The following is a 16,831-nucleotide window of genomic DNA, read 5'->3' as shown; positions in this document are numbered from 1 at the left end:
CAACCCTAGGGTTGGCGTTTTTTTTATCTCTGTAACAGTGAGCGCATTATTCCACTAGCTCATACTGGATCACGTACAGCGATTCAATGCCCGGATAGATATCGTTAATCACTTGCTTTAACTGAGGCAAAGTCATGTTCTCCTGCTCAGCATGAAATTCATTGAGATCAGAAAACAATACAGGTTCCACAGACTTAATCTTTAAACGGCAGAACCAACGCCCCTCTTCCAATGTACTTACGTCAACCACTGAACCGAGTTGATAGTCTTTTTCACTTTCATCACGAATAGTAATCACTTTTTTGCCTGAGAGGATATCGGCTTCAAAACGGGCGAAAAATGTCATTGTGGTAGGAAATTGCATAACTTATCTCTAGCGCAAAAGGAGTGACTCATCCAGCTTGATAGAACAAAGCTAAGCTGGACGGGAACAAAAACAAACAATTGAAGGAGTATACAATTAGATGATACTTTGTGCCCTATCACATAAATAAAAATTTATTTACTTCAATTGCATAAAGAGAAAATCTGCCATTGCATTTTTCTTTTAAGTCGTAAAGTATTTGTATATTCAATTAAACTTTGAGCGCAGCATGTCTTCATCACCACTTTATACACAGATCAAACACCATATTCTCGACAAGATTAATTCTGGTCACTGGCCTGTTGGTCACCGCATCAGTACTGAACTTGAACTGACCGAGCAATTTAATGTCAGCCGTATGACGGTGAATAAAGCGATCCGAGATTTGGTGTCTGAAGGTAAACTGCAACGCCGTCCTCGCTTAGGTACTTTTGTGTGTGTACCTGAAGAGAAAGCTGAATCACCCCTGTTAGATATCCGCAATATTGCTGACGAAGTATTAAGCCGTGGTAAGCAATACCACAGTAAGGTTTTACAACAACGTGCTATCGTTGCTGATGAAAATGTCGCGATAAAGTTAGGCATTATGGTCGGCAGCAATGTGTTTTACAGTGAAATTCTGCATTACGCCAATGACACACCATTGCAACTTGAAATCCGTTGGGTAAACAGTCGTTATGCGCCGAATTATCTCGAACAGGATTTTTCGCAAATCACCCCTAACCAATACCTGTCAGCGAACTGTCCGTTAAGCGCTATCGAGCACACCGTTGAAGCTATCGTTCCTGATAGCCACATCAAAGCCTCTCTGGAACTGAGCAGCAATGAGCCGTGTTTACTTCTTAACCGTCGCACTTGGAGTGAAGACAAGTTGGTTAGCTCTGCACTTCTCTACCATCCGGGTTCAAAATATAAACTCACGTCAAAGGTTTTATTAAACGAGAAATAAAATTCTCACATTTTCACAACATTCTTCTTGATAAAAACATTCAATTGCACTATTAATTGTATATACATTTAAACATACAAATAAAACTGCAATACGTTACGACCCACTCGATAACGATCGTCTAAAGAAGTAGGAATGTTATGGAACTCGTTTTAACTAACGCTCGCATCGCCAGCATGGAAGCTGGAACCGAAGGCTACCAACCAAGTCAGCCGAAAACGATCGTCATCAAGAATGGACGTATTGAAGCCATTACCAATCAAAGCGTCGATACGATACATAGCTTTGTGGTTGATTGCACAGGTAAGCTGGTTACTCCTGGGCTTATTGATGCACATACCCACCTTATCTTTGAAGGTAATCGCGCCAATGAATTCGAAATGCGTCTGCAAGGTGTACCTTACCAGACCATCGCAGCGCAAGGTGGCGGTATTCTTTCTACCGTTAACGCCACACGTAAAGCTTCAATTTGCCAGTTAGTGGAAACGGCTCTGCCAAGATTGGACGGACTGCTGCAAAGCGGTGTCACTTCCGTTGAAGTGAAATCTGGCTATGGCCTGACACTGGAAGATGAAATTAAGATGCTGAAAGCGGCAAAAGAGCTTGAGCAGCATCGTCGAGTAAAAATCACAACAACGTTGCTAGCGGCTCACGCACTCCCTCCTGAATATAAAAATCGCCCAGACGATTACATCGAGCATATCTGCCAAGAGATTATCCCTCTGGTTTCAGAGCAAGAGCTCGCCACCAGCGTGGATGTGTTCTGTGAGTCGATTGGCTTCAATCTAGAGCAGACCGAAAAAGTATTCCGCTGCGCTATCGAGCATGGCTTAAAGGTGAAAGGTCACACAGAGCAGCTTTCTAACCTCGGCGGCACAGCGTTGACTGCTCGCTATAACGGCTTATCCGCAGACCATATTGAATATCTTGATGAACAAGGTGTAAAGGCACTGGCACAATCGGGTACGGTTGCAATGCTCCTCCCTGGCGCATTTTATTTCCTACGCGAAACGCAAAAGCCACCAATTGAACTGCTTCGCCAATATAAAGTACCGATGGCTTTGGCTACGGATATCAACCCGGGCACCTCTCCCTTTGCAGACTTAACGCTGATGATGAATATGGGCAGCACTCTGTTTGGACTAACACCTGAAGAGAGTTTGCGTGGTGTAACTTGTCATGCAGCAACAGCTCTGGGTTATGGTGATTCTCGAGGTCAGGTTTCTGTTGGTTTCGACGCTGACCTATCCATCTGGAACATCGATCACCCTGCAGATCTCAGTTACCAAGTGGGCGTACCACGCTTGTACGCTCGCATCGTGGATGGCGCTATCTGCAACGACTAACTCTAAACAAATTTGCGCGTAGTGGCTAACCCCTCACCGCTACGCAGTTAAATCTCAGCTTACGCAGAGAAACGATTTACTCAAGCTCCACGGAAACCGAGCTTAAACCAAATGATGTTTGGCACTCAAAAGGCCAAATCGATTAATGATGAAAAGGAGTCTCACATGACGCAGCACCAAAACCAAGGTTCACGTCTTGATACTAGCCGCACTATTCGTGCACCACACGGAACCACACTTCGTGCAAAATCTTGGTTAACTGAAGCGCCGCTTCGTATGTTGATGAACAACTTAGACCCAGATGTAGCCGAACACCCACATGCACTTGTGGTTTATGGTGGTATCGGCCGCGCTGCGCGTAACTGGGAATGTTACGACAAAATCGTTGAAGTTCTAGAGCGCCTAGAAGAAGACCAAACTTTGGTTGTTCAATCAGGTAAACCTGTGGGTGTGTTCCCTACACACAAAAATGCCCCACGCGTACTGATTGCAAACTCAAACCTTGTTCCTCACTGGGCAAACTGGGAGCACTTCAACAAGCTGGATAAAGAAGGCTTGATGATGTACGGACAAATGACCGCAGGTTCTTGGATATACATCGGTTCACAAGGCATCGTCCAAGGTACTTACGAGACTTTCGTTGCGGTTGCTAAAAAGCACTTCAACGGCGAAGCAAAAGGTCGTTGGGTTCTGACTGGCGGTCTTGGCGGTATGGGTGGCGCTCAGCCTCTAGCGGCTACCATGGCTGGTTTCTCTATGATCGCTGTTGAATGTGATGAATCACGTATCGATTACCGACTACGTACACGTTACGTTGATAAGAAAGCAACAAGCCTAGATGAAGCATTAGCGATCATCAACGAATCTGATGAGCCAGTATCTGTCGGTCTACTAGGTAACGCTGCGGATATTTTCCAAGAGTTGGTTGATCGCCACATCACGCCAGACGTAGTAACAGATCAAACGTCTGCACACGACCCACTAAATGGCTACCTACCACAAGGTTGGAGCATGGAATACGCTGCTGAAATGCGTAACAGCGACGAAGCAAAAGTAGTGAAAGCAGCAAAAGCATCAATGGCGGTACAAGTACGTGCAATGCTTGAGCTACAAGATCGCGGCGCTGCGACTCTGGACTACGGCAACAACATCCGTCAAATGGCATTAGAAGAAGGCGTAGAAAACGCATTCGACTTCCCAGGTTTTGTACCAGCTTATATCCGCCCACTATTCTGTGAAGGTATTGGTCCATTCCGTTGGGCGGCACTATCTGGTGACCCAGAAGACATTTACAAAACAGACCAGAAAGTTAAAGAGCTGATCCCAGATAACCCTCATCTACACAACTGGCTGGATATGGCTCGCGAACGTATCAGCTTCCAAGGTCTACCAGCACGTATCTGTTGGGTTGGTCTGAAAGATCGTGAGCGTCTAGGTCAGGCATTTAACGAAATGGTTAAGAATGGCGAACTTAAAGCCCCTATCGTCATTGGTCGTGACCATCTAGACTCAGGTTCAGTAGCAAGTCCAAACCGTGAAACCGAAGGTATGATGGATGGTTCAGATGCTGTTTCTGACTGGCCACTACTGAACGCACTGCTTAACACGGCAGGCGGCGCAACTTGGGTTTCTCTGCACCACGGTGGTGGCGTAGGCATGGGTTTCTCTCAACATTCTGGTATGGTGATTTGTTGTGACGGTACTCAAGACGCTTCTGAGCGTATCGCTCGCGTTCTTCACAACGACCCAGCAACGGGTGTTATGCGTCACGCAGATGCCGGTTACGATATCGCAAAACGCTGTGCAAAAGAGCAAAAACTTGACCTACCAATGCTCAATGAAGAGCTGGCTAAACTGAAGTAAGGACATCATAAATGTTAAATTTAGTCATTAAACCGGGCACTCTAACGCTAAACCAACTGCGTAACGTTAGCCGTTCTCCTGTGATTCTTTCTCTTGATCCAGAAGCAATTCCAGCTATCGAGCGCAGCACTAAAGTGGTTGAACAAGTGATTGCTGAAGGTCGCACTGTTTACGGCATCAACACAGGTTTTGGTTTGCTAGCAAACACCAAAATTGCCCCTGAAGATTTAGAAACACTACAAAGAAGTATTGTTCTGTCTCACGCAGCAGGTATTGGGAAATTCATGTCAGACGAAACCGTTCGCCTGATGATGGTTCTGAAAATCAACAGCTTAGCGCGTGGTTTTTCTGGTATTCGTTTAGAAGTTCTAGAAGCACTGATGACGCTGGTTAACCACCAAGTTTACCCATGTGTTCCTAAAAAAGGTTCTGTCGGTGCATCCGGTGACCTAGCACCTCTGGCTCATATGAGCACAGTTCTTCTTGGCGAAGGTCAAGCGCGTCATAATGGTGAAATTATCTCGGGCTTAGAAGCACTGAAGCTTGCTGGTTTGTCTCCAATCACTCTTGCTCCAAAAGAAGGTCTTGCTCTGCTCAATGGTACTCAAGCATCAACAGCGTTTGCGCTTGAAGGCCTATTTATGGCAGAAGACTTGTTTGCCTCCGCAACCGTATGTGGTGCGATGTCAGTTGAAGCCGCACTCGGCAGCCGTCGTCCTTTTGATCACCGTATCCACGAAGTACGCGGTCACCAAGGTCAAATTGACGCAGCAGCGGCATACCGTCACTTGCTGGATGAAACCAGTGAAATTGGTCAGTCACATACTTCATGTGAAAAGGTTCAGGACCCATATTCACTGCGTTGCCAGCCTCAGGTGATGGGTGCATGCTTAACTCAAATCCGTAACGCGGCAGATATTCTGCAAACGGAAGCAAACTCTGTTTCAGACAATCCATTGGTATTTGCAGAAGATGGCGACATCATCTCTGGTGGTAACTTCCACGCTGAACCTGTGGCAATGGCAGCAGATAACCTAGCGCTTGCTATCGCTGAAATTGGTAGCTTGTCAGAGCGCCGCATGGCTCTGCTTATCGACAGCGCACTGAGCAAACTGCCTCCGTTCCTAGTCGATAACGGCGGTGTAAACTCAGGTTTTATGATTGCACAGGTTACTGCCGCAGCACTTGCAAGTGAGAACAAAACACTGGCTCACCCTGCATCTGTAGACAGTTTGCCAACCTCAGCAAACCAAGAAGACCACGTCTCTATGGCTACCTTTGCCGGTCGCCGTCTACGCGATATGAGTGAGAACACTCGCGGTATCTTGGCGGTTGAATACTTATCGTCGGCTCAAGGTTTGGATTTCCGCGCACCGAATAAATCTTCAGCTCGCGTTGAAGAAGCGAAGCAAATCCTGCGTGATAAAGTACCGTTCTATGATAAAGACCGTTACTTCTCACCAGATATTGAACAAGCGAATACGTTGCTTGAACTGGCGGTTCACAACCACCTGATGCCAGCAAATATTTTGCCAAGTCTTCAATAATCTAAACCGGTAACTAGAGCCCTTCAGGGCTCTTTTTTTAACTGATCTGCACCTAATTTGACTGATTGGACCATTAAAAAAACTTTAGCAGTTATAATCCACGCAGTTTTTGTGAAATAGCGTAAATTATGTTTCTAACACCATACTTCTCAAGCCAAGATAAACAATTCCAATTCACTCGCGAACAAGCTAGCCATTTCGCGAAAAAAGTGGCGGGTGACTACAACCCAATTCACGATGAAGACAGCAAACGCTTCTGTGTACCGGGTGATCTCCTATTCGCAGTGTTGCTACAGAAAGAAGGCATCAGCAAAAAGATGCGCTTTAAGTTTTCTGGCATGGTGAACGACGGTATTGCTCTGCACATTGAAAACAAGTGCGAAAAAGAGAGCGCCGTGGTTGATGAAGCAGGTAAAGAATATCTGCACATGAGCCGAGAAGGTGAAGTTAGCCACAATCCAGCATTCATTGAACACGTTGTTACTAATTACGTTCAGTTCTCTGGTATGAACTTCCCTCATATCATGGTGCCTTTGATGGAAGAACAACAGATGATGATTAACCCTCAGCGTCCGTTGGTTATCTATGAAAGCATGGAAGTGGAATTTGATCGTCTAGACCTGACACACCCAGAAGTGGAATACACTGGCGCAACTTTCGATGTGGATGGTAAACGCGGCGTAGTGACAATGACTTTCGCATTTAAAGAAGAAGGCGTGATTGTCGGTCGTGGTGTGAAGCGTATGGTTGCAAGTGGCCTGAAACCTTACGAACAAAGTGAAATTGACGATCTAGTGAATCGCTTTAACGAACGCAAAGAGACCTTTTTAGCTCAGCTTGCAGCTTAAATCGTCCTAAAGAATAACTGAGCCCTACTCTATTGAGTGGGGCTTTTTATTTATCTCACAAGCAGATTGGCTTTAAATCCAGCGTCGGACACGGGTTTTATAGTCAACATAAGGCTGACCAAAAATCTGCGTTAAGGTGCGCTCCTCAGGCTCTATCTGAAAACGGTTCATATACCAGACGAATCCAACACAGGTAAGCAAACTCAAACCATTCTCTTGCCAGTAAGCAAAACCAATCAACAGCAGCAACAACCCTAAATACATAGGATTGCGTGAATAGTGAAAGATACCGCTTTCTACTATGCTCGTGGCTTGATGGGGTTTTGTCGGGTTTACCGTTGTTTTCGCTTTACGAAACTCATAAATACCAGCAATACCAATAAAACCCGAAAGCACAAAACAGATGCTCCAGACTACGCCGACATAGGGCAATGGAATATGAGCAAACGTGAAGATATGGGCAAAGCGATTAATCAGTACCATAGCAATCAAAAACACGGCTACTGGCGGAATTTTGAGTTCCAGTCGATGCATTGGTTTTCTCCGTTAGCACACATTCAATTGATAAACTTAATCGTCTAATAATGATAGATAAAATTAAGCCCGACAATGTCGGGCTTAATTATTCATATTCAGGACTAGATTAACTCTAATAACGCCTGTAACGGATGTTTAGGCTTAATGTGCTCAAAACGTTTCACCTGACTTCGGCAAGAGTAGCCCGTGATCAAGCAGCGTTCTTTTGGCAGTTTTTCTAAACTTGGTTTCCAGCTTAGCCCGTAAATGTCTTTCGACATTTGCAGCTTATCAAGCTCATGACCAAACGTACCCGCCATACCACAACAACCAACAGGTACTGTTTTTAACAGTCCGCCAAAGTGAGCAAAAATTTCGCCCCACTCTTTTTCAGCGTTCGGTAACTTGGTTTTTTCAGTACAGTGCGCGAGTAAATACCAAGCTTCGCCGTTGGTGCTGTCTGTGGTTGCAAACTCAGACAAACGCGGTTTCATCCATTCATGAACCGTTAACACAGAGAAATCGCCACGCTTGTCACCAAGCACTTCTGCGTATTCATCGCGATAGCAAAGTACCAAAGCCGGATCAACGCCAACCATAGGAATTTCAAGATCCGCCACCTTCTCTAGGAAAGCCGCTGTACTTTCTGCCGTTGCTTTAAACTGCTTCAGGAAACCTTTGATGTGCTGTGCTTTGCCGTTTGGCTTGAACGGTAACAACACCGGCTTCTTACCCAGTTTAATGGCTAATGCGATGAAGTCTTCCACCACTTCAGCATCGTAATAACTGGTGAATGGGTCTTGAACGATGATGACATGTTGCTCACGCTCATCTTTAGAGATGCCAGCCAAATACTGCATATCAAAAGTAGCAACTGGGTGACGACGAGTACGCTGTGCAAGCGTAGGAACTGTCAGCAATGGCGCATCCACATAGCCAACCGTTTTTGCGGTTAGGCTTTGAACCCATTTTTGTTCCAACACACCATTGACCAGTTTCGGTGCTTTGCCCATCAGCGGTAACATAGTTTCGATATTTGCCACCAAATAGTCTTTCACCGGACGCTGATAGCGTGAGTGATAGATATTTAAGAAACGCGAACGGAAACTAGGAACATCAACTTTGATTGGACACTGGCTTGCACACGCTTTACACGCCAAACAGCCATTCATCGCTTCATACACTTCATGTGAGAAGTCATATTCGTGACGTTGGTTGATGCGATTGCGAATTCGGTCAATCATGGTTTTTATGCTGGCCGTCTTGGACAGTGTTTGATTTTCCAGATCCAGAATATCAATACCCTGCTCCGTAAGTTGACGCAGCCATTCACGCACCAGACCCGCACGACCTTTCGGCGAGTGACGACGATCCGCCGTGACTTTCATTGACGGACACATAGGTGAGCTGGTTTCGTAGTTGAAACACAAGCCGTTGCCATTACATTCCATCGCTTGTTTAAAGCTGTCACGCACTTGAACATCGATTTGTCGATCGTAATAACCACGTTTTCTGTCTGACACTTTAACCAGTTCAAAATTGGTGTTGAGCGGCGTACAGATTTTGCCCGGATTCATCTTATTGTGCGGATCGAAGGCTTCTTTCACGCGGCGCAGTTCGGTAAACAGTTCTTCACCAAAGAATGCCGGACCGTACTCAGAACGGAAACCTTTTCCGTGTTCACCCCACATCAAACCGCCATATTTCGCCACCAGCTTGACCACTTCATCAGAGATTTCGTGCATCATCAACTCTTGCTTCGGATCGCAAAGATCCAACGCAGGGCGAACGTGCAATACACCCGCATCTACGTGACCAAACATCCCGTAAGCAAGTTGCTTCGAATCCAATAGTTCTCTGAATTCAGCAATGAAATCCGCTAAGTTTTCAGGCGGAACACAGGTATCTTCGGTAAACGGTACTGGTTTAGCTCGCCCTTTCGCTGCACCCAACAGACCTACCGCTTTCTTGCGCATGTTATAGATACGGTTGATGCTGGCTAAATCCGTGCACACTTGGTAGCCGATAATGCCACCTTGCTGATTAGCCAAAGCTTCATCAAGACTTACTGTAAGCTTTGCCACTAAAGAATCTACCGTTGCTTCGTCCTGATCTGCGAATTCAACGATATTGATGCCTTGCATCTCTTTACCCGGAACGTCCGTGATAAGGTCACTGACGCTGTGCCAAACGATATCTTCTTTGGCAAGGTTAAGAACCTTAGAATCGACCGTTTCAACAGATAACGCATCCGCTTCGACCATAAGAGGCGCATTACGTAAGGCAGAATCAAAGCTGTCGTATTTCACGTTCACTAAGGTACGTGCTTTAGGAATACGAGTCAGATTAAGTTTGGCTTCAGTGATGAACGCCAAAGAACCTTCCGCACCACAAAGAACGCGAGTGATATTGAACTCTCCCGATTCTTCATCGATGGCATTTTTCAGGTCATAACCAGTGAGAAAACGGTTAAGAGGAGGAAACTTGTCAACAATCTGCTGGCGCTTATTACGACATACCGCTTCCGTCACCTGCATCGCTTGATAAGCATAGTTACCTTCATCTGGCGTGCCATGTGACATGTCAGTTTCAAGAATCGAACCATCAGCGAAAACCGCTTGCAGAGACAAAACGTGATCAGAGGTTTTACCGTATTTCAATGAACCCTGACCAGAGGCGTCAGTGTTGACCATACCGCCTATGGTTGCGCGGTTACTGGTGGAAAGATCGGGTGAGAAGAAAAAGCCGTATGGACGAACAGCATCATTGAGCTGGTCTTTAATCACACCGCTTTGAACACGAACCCAGCCTTCTTCAGCATTGATTTCAAGAATCTGATTCATGTAGCGAGAAAGATCGACCACGATACCTTTAGTCAGAGCCTGACCGTTAGTACCGGTACCGCCACCACGTGGCGAAAAAGTCACTCTTTCAAATTCAGGTTTAGCACTCATCTTACCGATTAGGGCCACATCTTCCGTGGATTTAGGCAAAATCACAGCTTGGGGAAGTTGTTGGTATACACTGTTATCAGTGGCTACTGCCAAACGGCTAGAATATTGAGTTTCGATATCGCCGGTAAAACCAGCAGCTTCTAGTTCATGTAAAAACGTTAATACAACCGGATCGACATCAGATTGAAAGTGAAGTCTTGGTAACATTTGCTTCCTGCCCGTAAGTCGCTGATCCAATCAGCTATGGGTTTATAGGTTAATTATATGAATTCGGTCACTTTACAACATTTGAAAAGGTGATCAAATCAGAATCTCGTTGACAGAGCGAATCAAATACATTTTTCTAACTGTTCAAATTCGATTCGCTTGAAAACATAAAGTTACAGCTGTGCAAACGTTTGCCAAAAAGCTGGGCTAAAAAGTTGTTATGCATTACCAAGGCCGATTGGCCTTTACGGATACACCATGAGAAAAAACAAAATCGTAACCACGGAAGATATCTTGCTAAAGCTGTGTCAATCCGTCTCTTCAGTTCTTACTTCCGCAACCAACTCCAACATCAACTATTCGGCGATGGTGCAGAAAATCAACAAAACCTCTCTTAAACCAGATTTTGGTTGTTTTGTGCTATTTGATGGTGGCTTTTCGGGACTAGTCGTTATCAACTTTACCGCAAAAGCTGCCCTTGAAGTTTACACAAACTACATGCGTAGTATGGGTATGCCTGAAGAAGAACTGGCTATTCTGCACACTTCTGACGAAGTGGGTGACGTACTGGGCGAACTGATGAACCAGTTGGTTGGTGACTTCACCAACAAGATCCGCAAAGAGCTACAAACCAACATCACCCAGAACCAACCAAAAATGTTGTCTTTGAATAAGCAGGTTATTCTATCTGTCGATACCAACCTCGACAGACCTCAAGTGAGACGAGTGACTTTCTCTACTGAGAAAAACAACATTTTCTACTTAGAACTCGCCATGGATAAAACAGAGTTTATCCAACTTGAAGACTTCGAAATGGCCGAAGACGAAAGTCCAGATTCTATTCTTGAAAGTACTCAGAAAGGTTTAACGGCAAAGAAAGAAGATAAGCAAGAGGATGACATTGCGTCAGACCTGTTGGACGAACTAGGCTTATAGTATTAGTTGCCACCCACAAAGGTGGCTTCTTCCCTTCCCCTAATGCTGCAAAAACGTTAAAATATCGGACTTTTCTAATCTCGGTAATAGGTCAACAGACCCTAAAGTTTTTGAATGTCGATTGATAAAAAGAAAGCCCTGAAAAAAATTGCCAAGTGTTTAGAGCTTGGAAACTCAGCAAACGTAAACGAAGCCGCCAATGCGATAAAAATGGCGCACCGTTTAATGCTGAAATATGGTCTTGATAAAGATGATATTGAATTCATTAAACTGGGTAAAACACAGTCTAGCCACTTACTGCCCGCCTCTATCAGCTCAGGTATATTACGCATCATTCGTGGTATCAATACTAAGTTTGGTGTAGAAGCTGTGCTTATCAATCACAAAGGTTTAAAACGCGTAGAGTTCATTGGTGAAGCCGATAGAGCCATCTTCGCCGCATTTGCTTTTGATATTGTTTACAGAGAAATGAACGAACATACAGGACAATTCCGCAACAGCTTTGCCGGCAGCGGGACATCGACACTTGAAGTAAATAGACGTGTCGGTTCTTTTGTTTCTGGATGGATTGAAGGTGCGCTGGAAAAACTTCCTGTCATATCGCCGGATGAAGACTCTGCAAACAAAATCAACGATTACATTGATAAAGAATTTAAGAACGTCGATCGCGAAACGTTCAAGCAACAGCTGCGTGAGGCAATGAAAAACCTGACTGCGGATTATGAGGTAGGTTTAAAAAAAGGTCGCAGAGTTTCTGTCAATCGCCCGATAAATGGCGCACAAGCACCTAAACTATTGAAGTAGACCTTTCGTTGAAAGTTTTTCGTCAGTCCTACGTCAAATCAGACTTTTCCTAGTTGATCTTCTCCTTCGAATTTCGTCTGATGCATGCGGCAAAAAAAACAAGACATGGAGTAGATACCTTGAAAAAAATTACATTGGCCCTAGCAGTGGCAATTGCATTATCTGGCTGTCAGGCAACTCAACGCCAAAACGCGACAACCGGTGAAACAGAAACAAACTCTGCGACCAAAGGTGCTTTACTCGGTGCTCTAGCTGGAGCAGCTGCAGGTTTAGCGACAGGCGATGACGCAAAAGAGCGTCGCAAATACGCACTTATTGGTGCTGCAGGCGGTGCAGCTGTTGGTGGTGGCGTTGGTTACTACTTTGATCAGCAGGAAGCGGCGCTTCGTCAAGAACTTTTAAATTCAGGCGTACAAGTAGAACGTGTGGGCGAAAACCAACTGCTTCTTCGTCTGGAAAACGGTATCGGTTTCTCTACCAACTCCTACCAACTTGATTCAAGTATCCACAACACACTTCGTGGTGTTGCTCGTATCCTTGTTGAATACCCTGATACAAGCCTTGTTATTGATGGTCACACAGATAGCACTGGCGGTGATAACACCAACCAAATTCTATCTGAACGCCGTGCTGAATCTGTTCGTTCATTCCTAGTTTCACAAGGTGTTGCTACTGGTCGAGCTATTGCTCGTGGAAACGGTGAGCGTTACCCGCTTTGCTCAAATAGCACTGCGCAAGGTCGTTCATGTAACCGCCGCGTAGAGATCCAGATTCTACCGTTGAAATAAACCGTCGTTTGAAGAGCCCATACAACAGAAAACGGAGTTTGATTTGCTTTAAAAGATAACTCCGTTTAACTCATCAGCGACTAGCGTTAAGATAGACTTAGTTTAAATCCCAGCTATAAGGCTGGGATATTACTCAAACTACTTGGAGTTGCAGGTAGGCGACAAGTGAGTGAATCCCCATGAGCATAGATAAATTATGTGATTGGGGTGAACGAACGTAGGCAACACAGCTGCAGCTTCAAGTAGGAAGAGTATATTCTCTGAAGTAGAACACGGAAGGTCATCTTGAATCGATTGCTAATAGGGCTTGTTTCTCTCTGCTGGGCTTTCTCCTCGTATGCAGATACATCCTCGGATCCTCAAATAGCTGAGTTATTGAGTAAAGCCAGCAATAACGATGCGGTGGCACAATATCAGTTAGCCCTTCGCTACCAATCTGGTGAAGGCATTACTCAAAATCTAAGCGAAGCCTTTTACTGGTTTCAACAATCCTCTGAAAGAAATCAGCCTCAGGCAATGCATCAACTGGCTAAGATGTATTTACGAGGACAAGGCACTGAAATCAATACTGCTGAAGGCATCTACTGGCTAACCAAACTGGCTACGCAAGGGAACGCTAAGGCGCAATTTGAGTTAGGCAAGCTGTATCAGGCTATAAAAAACTCCCCGACGTCACAACAGATGGCAGAGATTTGGTTTCGTACAGCCGCCGAATCACTTCCTGAAGCCGAGCAAGCATACAGTCAAATATTGGAAGATAAGTTCAACCAGCAAAGAGCAAAACAGGTATCTGCGATTGATCAGCTCGACGACGAAGCAAATTCTCAGCAAGAAACACTTCCTACGCCTTCCCGTTTAGACTTAAACAAACTGAATTGGGTTTATGTCGTGATACTGGCGTCAATTGCTCTACTAATACTTGTTACCTCACTCTATCAGCGCCAAAAAAGACAAAAGCATGAGGCAGATGCGTCAGACCAGTTAACAGAGCAACAACAGCTAGAGCAAAAGCTAGCCGACAATATCGCCGTGATTAAGAAGCAAAAAAGGCAACTTGAAGTTCTTTATCAGGAATTAAAGCGGTCACAAAAAAACCAAGCGAATTCAAACCAAGATCAAAAGTTTCAACTCGCCTGTGCAGTGTTTGGCTATCACCCGAGCCAAGTACCTGATGAGAAAGCCATTAAGGTTCGCTATAAGCAATTATCCAAGATCTACCATCCAGATATGAAAGGTAGCGACGAAGAGATGAAGCGCTTAAATGGCGCTCTCAAAACCATCCTAAATAAAGTTAACAATTAGTTACAACTAGAATCAAGAAATATCTCCAGCCCTTTTAAATACTTAGATTTTGCAATCGATAACATTCTCAATATGACAACATTTCATTAACCTTATTCAATTTACTGTGGCATAATCCGCGCGAAATTAGCGCCTAACAGCTAAGAGCCTTGTCCTCTAACTCTCATACTTAATGAGAAGTTGAGCGACGAGTCTTTTAATTACCAGTAAGGAGAAGAAATGTTTACTATTGAAGGCGTGTGTGACTGGTGCAAAAGACCAAGTTTACTACTGACAAAACACGAATATGTAGATGGCAAAGCCCATCATTCATGTGAGCGTTGCAATGACTTTGCACGTATGGATGTAAGACAATTCAACATCGCAGAACAAGCAATGAGGGAGCGACAACAGCCCCACTCCCTGTGAGTTTATAAATGATTAACTTCTATTGGCATGACGAAATCTGTGCTTAGAATGATACATAGACTGGTCTGCAATATTTAACACATCATCGAGGGGAAGGTTTTTCTCAAATTCAAAAGCCATCCCCGTTGAAACACTCACTAATAACTCAACACCAGTACCGCTGTTAGAAAATGTAAACTGCTTAATGTTCTCGAGCATTTGTTCGGCCTGTTGCACATCAACGCGGGTGATCAACACAAACTCATCCCCACCGATTCGGTATGCATCCCCTTTCCATAAGCGTTTAATGTTGCTACCAAGCTGCTTAAGTACTTTATCGCCAACACTATGACCATAAGTGTCGTTAATGAGTTTAAACTTGTTGATGTCCAAGTAGACAAGAACTTTATTCTTAGGAAACACGTTGCCATATTTCTTGTAGAGAGCCAGTCTGTTCCTCAATCGTGTTAATTCATCAGTAATCGAACGTCGATGAAAAATAAAAACCACACTGATTAAAACAGAAATAATAAACATAAACCGAACAACACTATTTCTTCTTATTTTCTTTTGTGTTTGTATCGTTGTATACCAATCTGGCGGATAATCATATTTTTCAATCGTACCTTTAACATCGATCAAATTTATTGCTTTGGAAAACAGCTCGGCTAACTTTTTACCTTTCTCATTTTTCTGGAACCCAAAACCCAAGTTGTAGGAATAGAAAACACCCACATCTTTATCTTCGATAATAGAAAGAACATTTTTCGAACGACGCAACTTATCATTAAGTGTTGCTCTAATTATTGCAATATAGTCTACTTCATTTTTCAGTAAACCGTTTAATAAGTCATCTTGAGTCTTATAGTATATAAACTTTTTCTCCGGCAACATTTGATTAAGAGTTGAAGCCAGAAAGTTGCCTTCTACCACACCGATTCTTTCAATGAACATTTCGGAAATAGAACGATACACTCCGTCATTATAATGTTTACGTTTAACTAGAATCGCTTCTGGACTGTAATACCCTTCGCTGAAATAGAACAGTTCCTTACGTTTATCTGTAATTGCAAGCGGTGACAAAACATCAATAGTCTGATCTTTTAAACTGCCGTACATACTTGCCCAAGATTCATCAGCCTGACTGACAAGCTGACAGTCAATCTGTAGTACATCACAGGCTTCGAACAATATGTCAGCAGCAATACCATCAACGTTGCCGTCAGTATGATAGTTAGCAAATAATGGCATGTTTTCTAGCTTTATTTTAAGCGGCTCTAATACATTGACACCACTTTGGATTACTTGCTTACGCAGAGCTTGCTTGCGTACAGACAATTGATAGTTGTCAATCGACTCTCGCAACAGTTTTTGAAAATCTGTAGTGTGCGCATGAGCTTCAATAAGGCGCAGCAATTGCTGATGTTTTCCTTTTGGGGTAACAACTGATACTGGATGTAGAGAGAGATGATCATTGAATAATCGTTCATCCACACCAGACAACATCATCTTTTCTAACTGGTTTATCGCATCAACGACCCCATCAACCTGTCGGGACTGCAACATAGCAATTGCTTCGTCAATGCTATGAAATTCAACAAATTTTAAATTGGGAAAATCTTCCGCAATGGTGTTCCTAATTGTGGTACCTTCAGGTACAGCCAGTATGGAAATTTTATCAAGTTCAACGCTACCTAAAGTAAAGAGATAAATATATTCAATACCGATCGGCAGAGAAAAATCTAAAGCTCTAGCTCTTTCTGGTATATAAGTAACATTCGAAAGAAAATCGACATAACCTAGCTCAACAGCTTCTAATGCATCAGAGAAATTTTCAAATTCTATATATTCAAAATGTATATTATTTTTCTTAGATACCGAATCAAACAATATCTTTGTCATAACATCATCGGTTTCCGTTGCTACTAAATAGCTGCTTTCATTATTTGCTAACGCTCCTAATGAACACAAGAAAATAACAAGCGATAAAATATATTTAAACTTAAACATCGACTGCCTT

At 43.9% G+C, this 16,831-nt stretch carries 14 protein-coding genes; 10 read left to right on the top strand and 4 right to left on the bottom strand.

What is annotated here, in order from left to right; all coding sequences use genetic code 11:
* Positions 1-46: 46 nt before the first annotated feature.
* Positions 47-364: a N(4)-acetylcytidine aminohydrolase gene (gene yqfB / locus L3V23_RS12420; protein ID WP_102967135.1), complete on the bottom strand. Its 318-nt coding sequence runs from the start codon at positions 362-364 to the stop codon at positions 47-49.
* Positions 365-593: 229 nt separating this feature from the next.
* Between yqfB and hutC the strand changes: the two genes are divergently transcribed.
* The 5 genes from hutC to L3V23_RS12395 all read left to right on the top strand — a co-directional run bounded on the left by hutC (position 594) and on the right by L3V23_RS12395 (position 6,917).
* Entirely contained in the window at positions 594-1,313 is a 720-nt protein-coding gene (hutC, locus tag L3V23_RS12415) for a histidine utilization repressor (RefSeq protein WP_102967136.1), read from the top strand.
* Between the two features lie 140 nt (positions 1,314-1,453).
* Positions 1,454-2,659 (top strand): imidazolonepropionase, encoded by a 1,206-nt coding sequence (gene hutI, locus L3V23_RS12410; RefSeq protein WP_102967137.1) that lies wholly within the window; start codon positions 1,454-1,456, stop codon positions 2,657-2,659.
* Between the two features lie 165 nt (positions 2,660-2,824).
* The gene (hutU, locus tag L3V23_RS12405; RefSeq protein ID WP_237292390.1) at positions 2,825-4,522 is read left to right on the top strand and encodes a urocanate hydratase; all 1,698 of its coding nucleotides are present in this window, start codon (positions 2,825-2,827) and stop codon (positions 4,520-4,522) included.
* 11 nt (positions 4,523-4,533) lie between these two features.
* The gene (gene hutH / locus L3V23_RS12400; RefSeq protein WP_102967139.1) at positions 4,534-6,069 is read left to right on the top strand and encodes a histidine ammonia-lyase; all 1,536 of its coding nucleotides are present in this window, start codon (positions 4,534-4,536) and stop codon (positions 6,067-6,069) included.
* Between the two features lie 128 nt (positions 6,070-6,197).
* Positions 6,198-6,917 carry a DUF3581 domain-containing protein gene (locus tag L3V23_RS12395; RefSeq protein ID WP_237292389.1) on the top strand — a complete coding sequence of 240 codons (720 nt, stop codon included), beginning with the start codon at positions 6,198-6,200 and terminating at the stop codon, positions 6,915-6,917.
* A 72-nt stretch (positions 6,918-6,989) separates the two neighbouring features.
* Here L3V23_RS12395 and L3V23_RS12390 read toward each other — a convergent pair whose 3' ends face one another.
* A complete protein-coding gene (locus L3V23_RS12390) occupies positions 6,990-7,451 on the bottom strand; it encodes an isoprenylcysteine carboxylmethyltransferase family protein (protein WP_237292388.1) in 462 nt (153 codons plus the stop codon).
* Positions 7,452-7,555: 104 nt separating this feature from the next.
* Entirely contained in the window at positions 7,556-10,594 is a 3,039-nt protein-coding gene (locus tag L3V23_RS12385; RefSeq protein WP_237292387.1) for an FAD-binding and (Fe-S)-binding domain-containing protein, read from the bottom strand.
* Between the two features lie 258 nt (positions 10,595-10,852).
* On the opposite strand from L3V23_RS12385, the gene L3V23_RS12380 reads away from it, so the two are divergent.
* The 5 genes from L3V23_RS12380 (at position 10,853) to L3V23_RS12360 (ending at position 14,832) form a co-directional block, all read left to right on the top strand.
* Positions 10,853-11,530 (top strand): DUF3334 family protein, encoded by a 678-nt coding sequence (locus L3V23_RS12380; RefSeq protein WP_042488384.1) that lies wholly within the window; start codon positions 10,853-10,855, stop codon positions 11,528-11,530.
* Positions 11,531-11,650: 120 nt separating this feature from the next.
* Positions 11,651-12,334: a DUF2786 domain-containing protein gene (locus L3V23_RS12375; protein WP_042488512.1), complete on the top strand. Its 684-nt coding sequence runs from the start codon at positions 11,651-11,653 to the stop codon at positions 12,332-12,334.
* A 119-nt stretch (positions 12,335-12,453) separates the two neighbouring features.
* The gene (locus L3V23_RS12370) at positions 12,454-13,122 is read left to right on the top strand and encodes an OmpA family protein (RefSeq protein ID WP_180980189.1); all 669 of its coding nucleotides are present in this window, start codon (positions 12,454-12,456) and stop codon (positions 13,120-13,122) included.
* A 285-nt stretch (positions 13,123-13,407) separates the two neighbouring features.
* On the top strand, positions 13,408-14,424 hold the full coding sequence (locus L3V23_RS12365; RefSeq protein ID WP_102967142.1) for a tetratricopeptide repeat protein: 1,017 nt from the start codon (positions 13,408-13,410) through the stop codon (positions 14,422-14,424).
* 219 nt (positions 14,425-14,643) lie between these two features.
* The gene (locus L3V23_RS12360; RefSeq protein ID WP_042488375.1) at positions 14,644-14,832 is read left to right on the top strand and encodes a hypothetical protein; all 189 of its coding nucleotides are present in this window, start codon (positions 14,644-14,646) and stop codon (positions 14,830-14,832) included.
* A 12-nt stretch (positions 14,833-14,844) separates the two neighbouring features.
* Here L3V23_RS12360 and L3V23_RS12355 read toward each other — a convergent pair whose 3' ends face one another.
* Complete coding sequence (locus L3V23_RS12355; RefSeq protein WP_180980366.1) at positions 14,845-16,821, bottom strand: GGDEF domain-containing protein; 1,977 nt, start codon at positions 16,819-16,821, stop codon at positions 14,845-14,847.
* Positions 16,822-16,831: the final 10 nt, after the last annotated feature.

This window comes from Vibrio sp. A1-b2, from assembly GCF_021726015.1.
Lineage (GTDB): Bacteria > Pseudomonadota > Gammaproteobacteria > Enterobacterales > Vibrionaceae > Vibrio > Vibrio diazotrophicus.
Note: the sequence above shows the minus strand (reverse complement) of the source record. Positions and strands in the feature narration are given on the sequence as shown.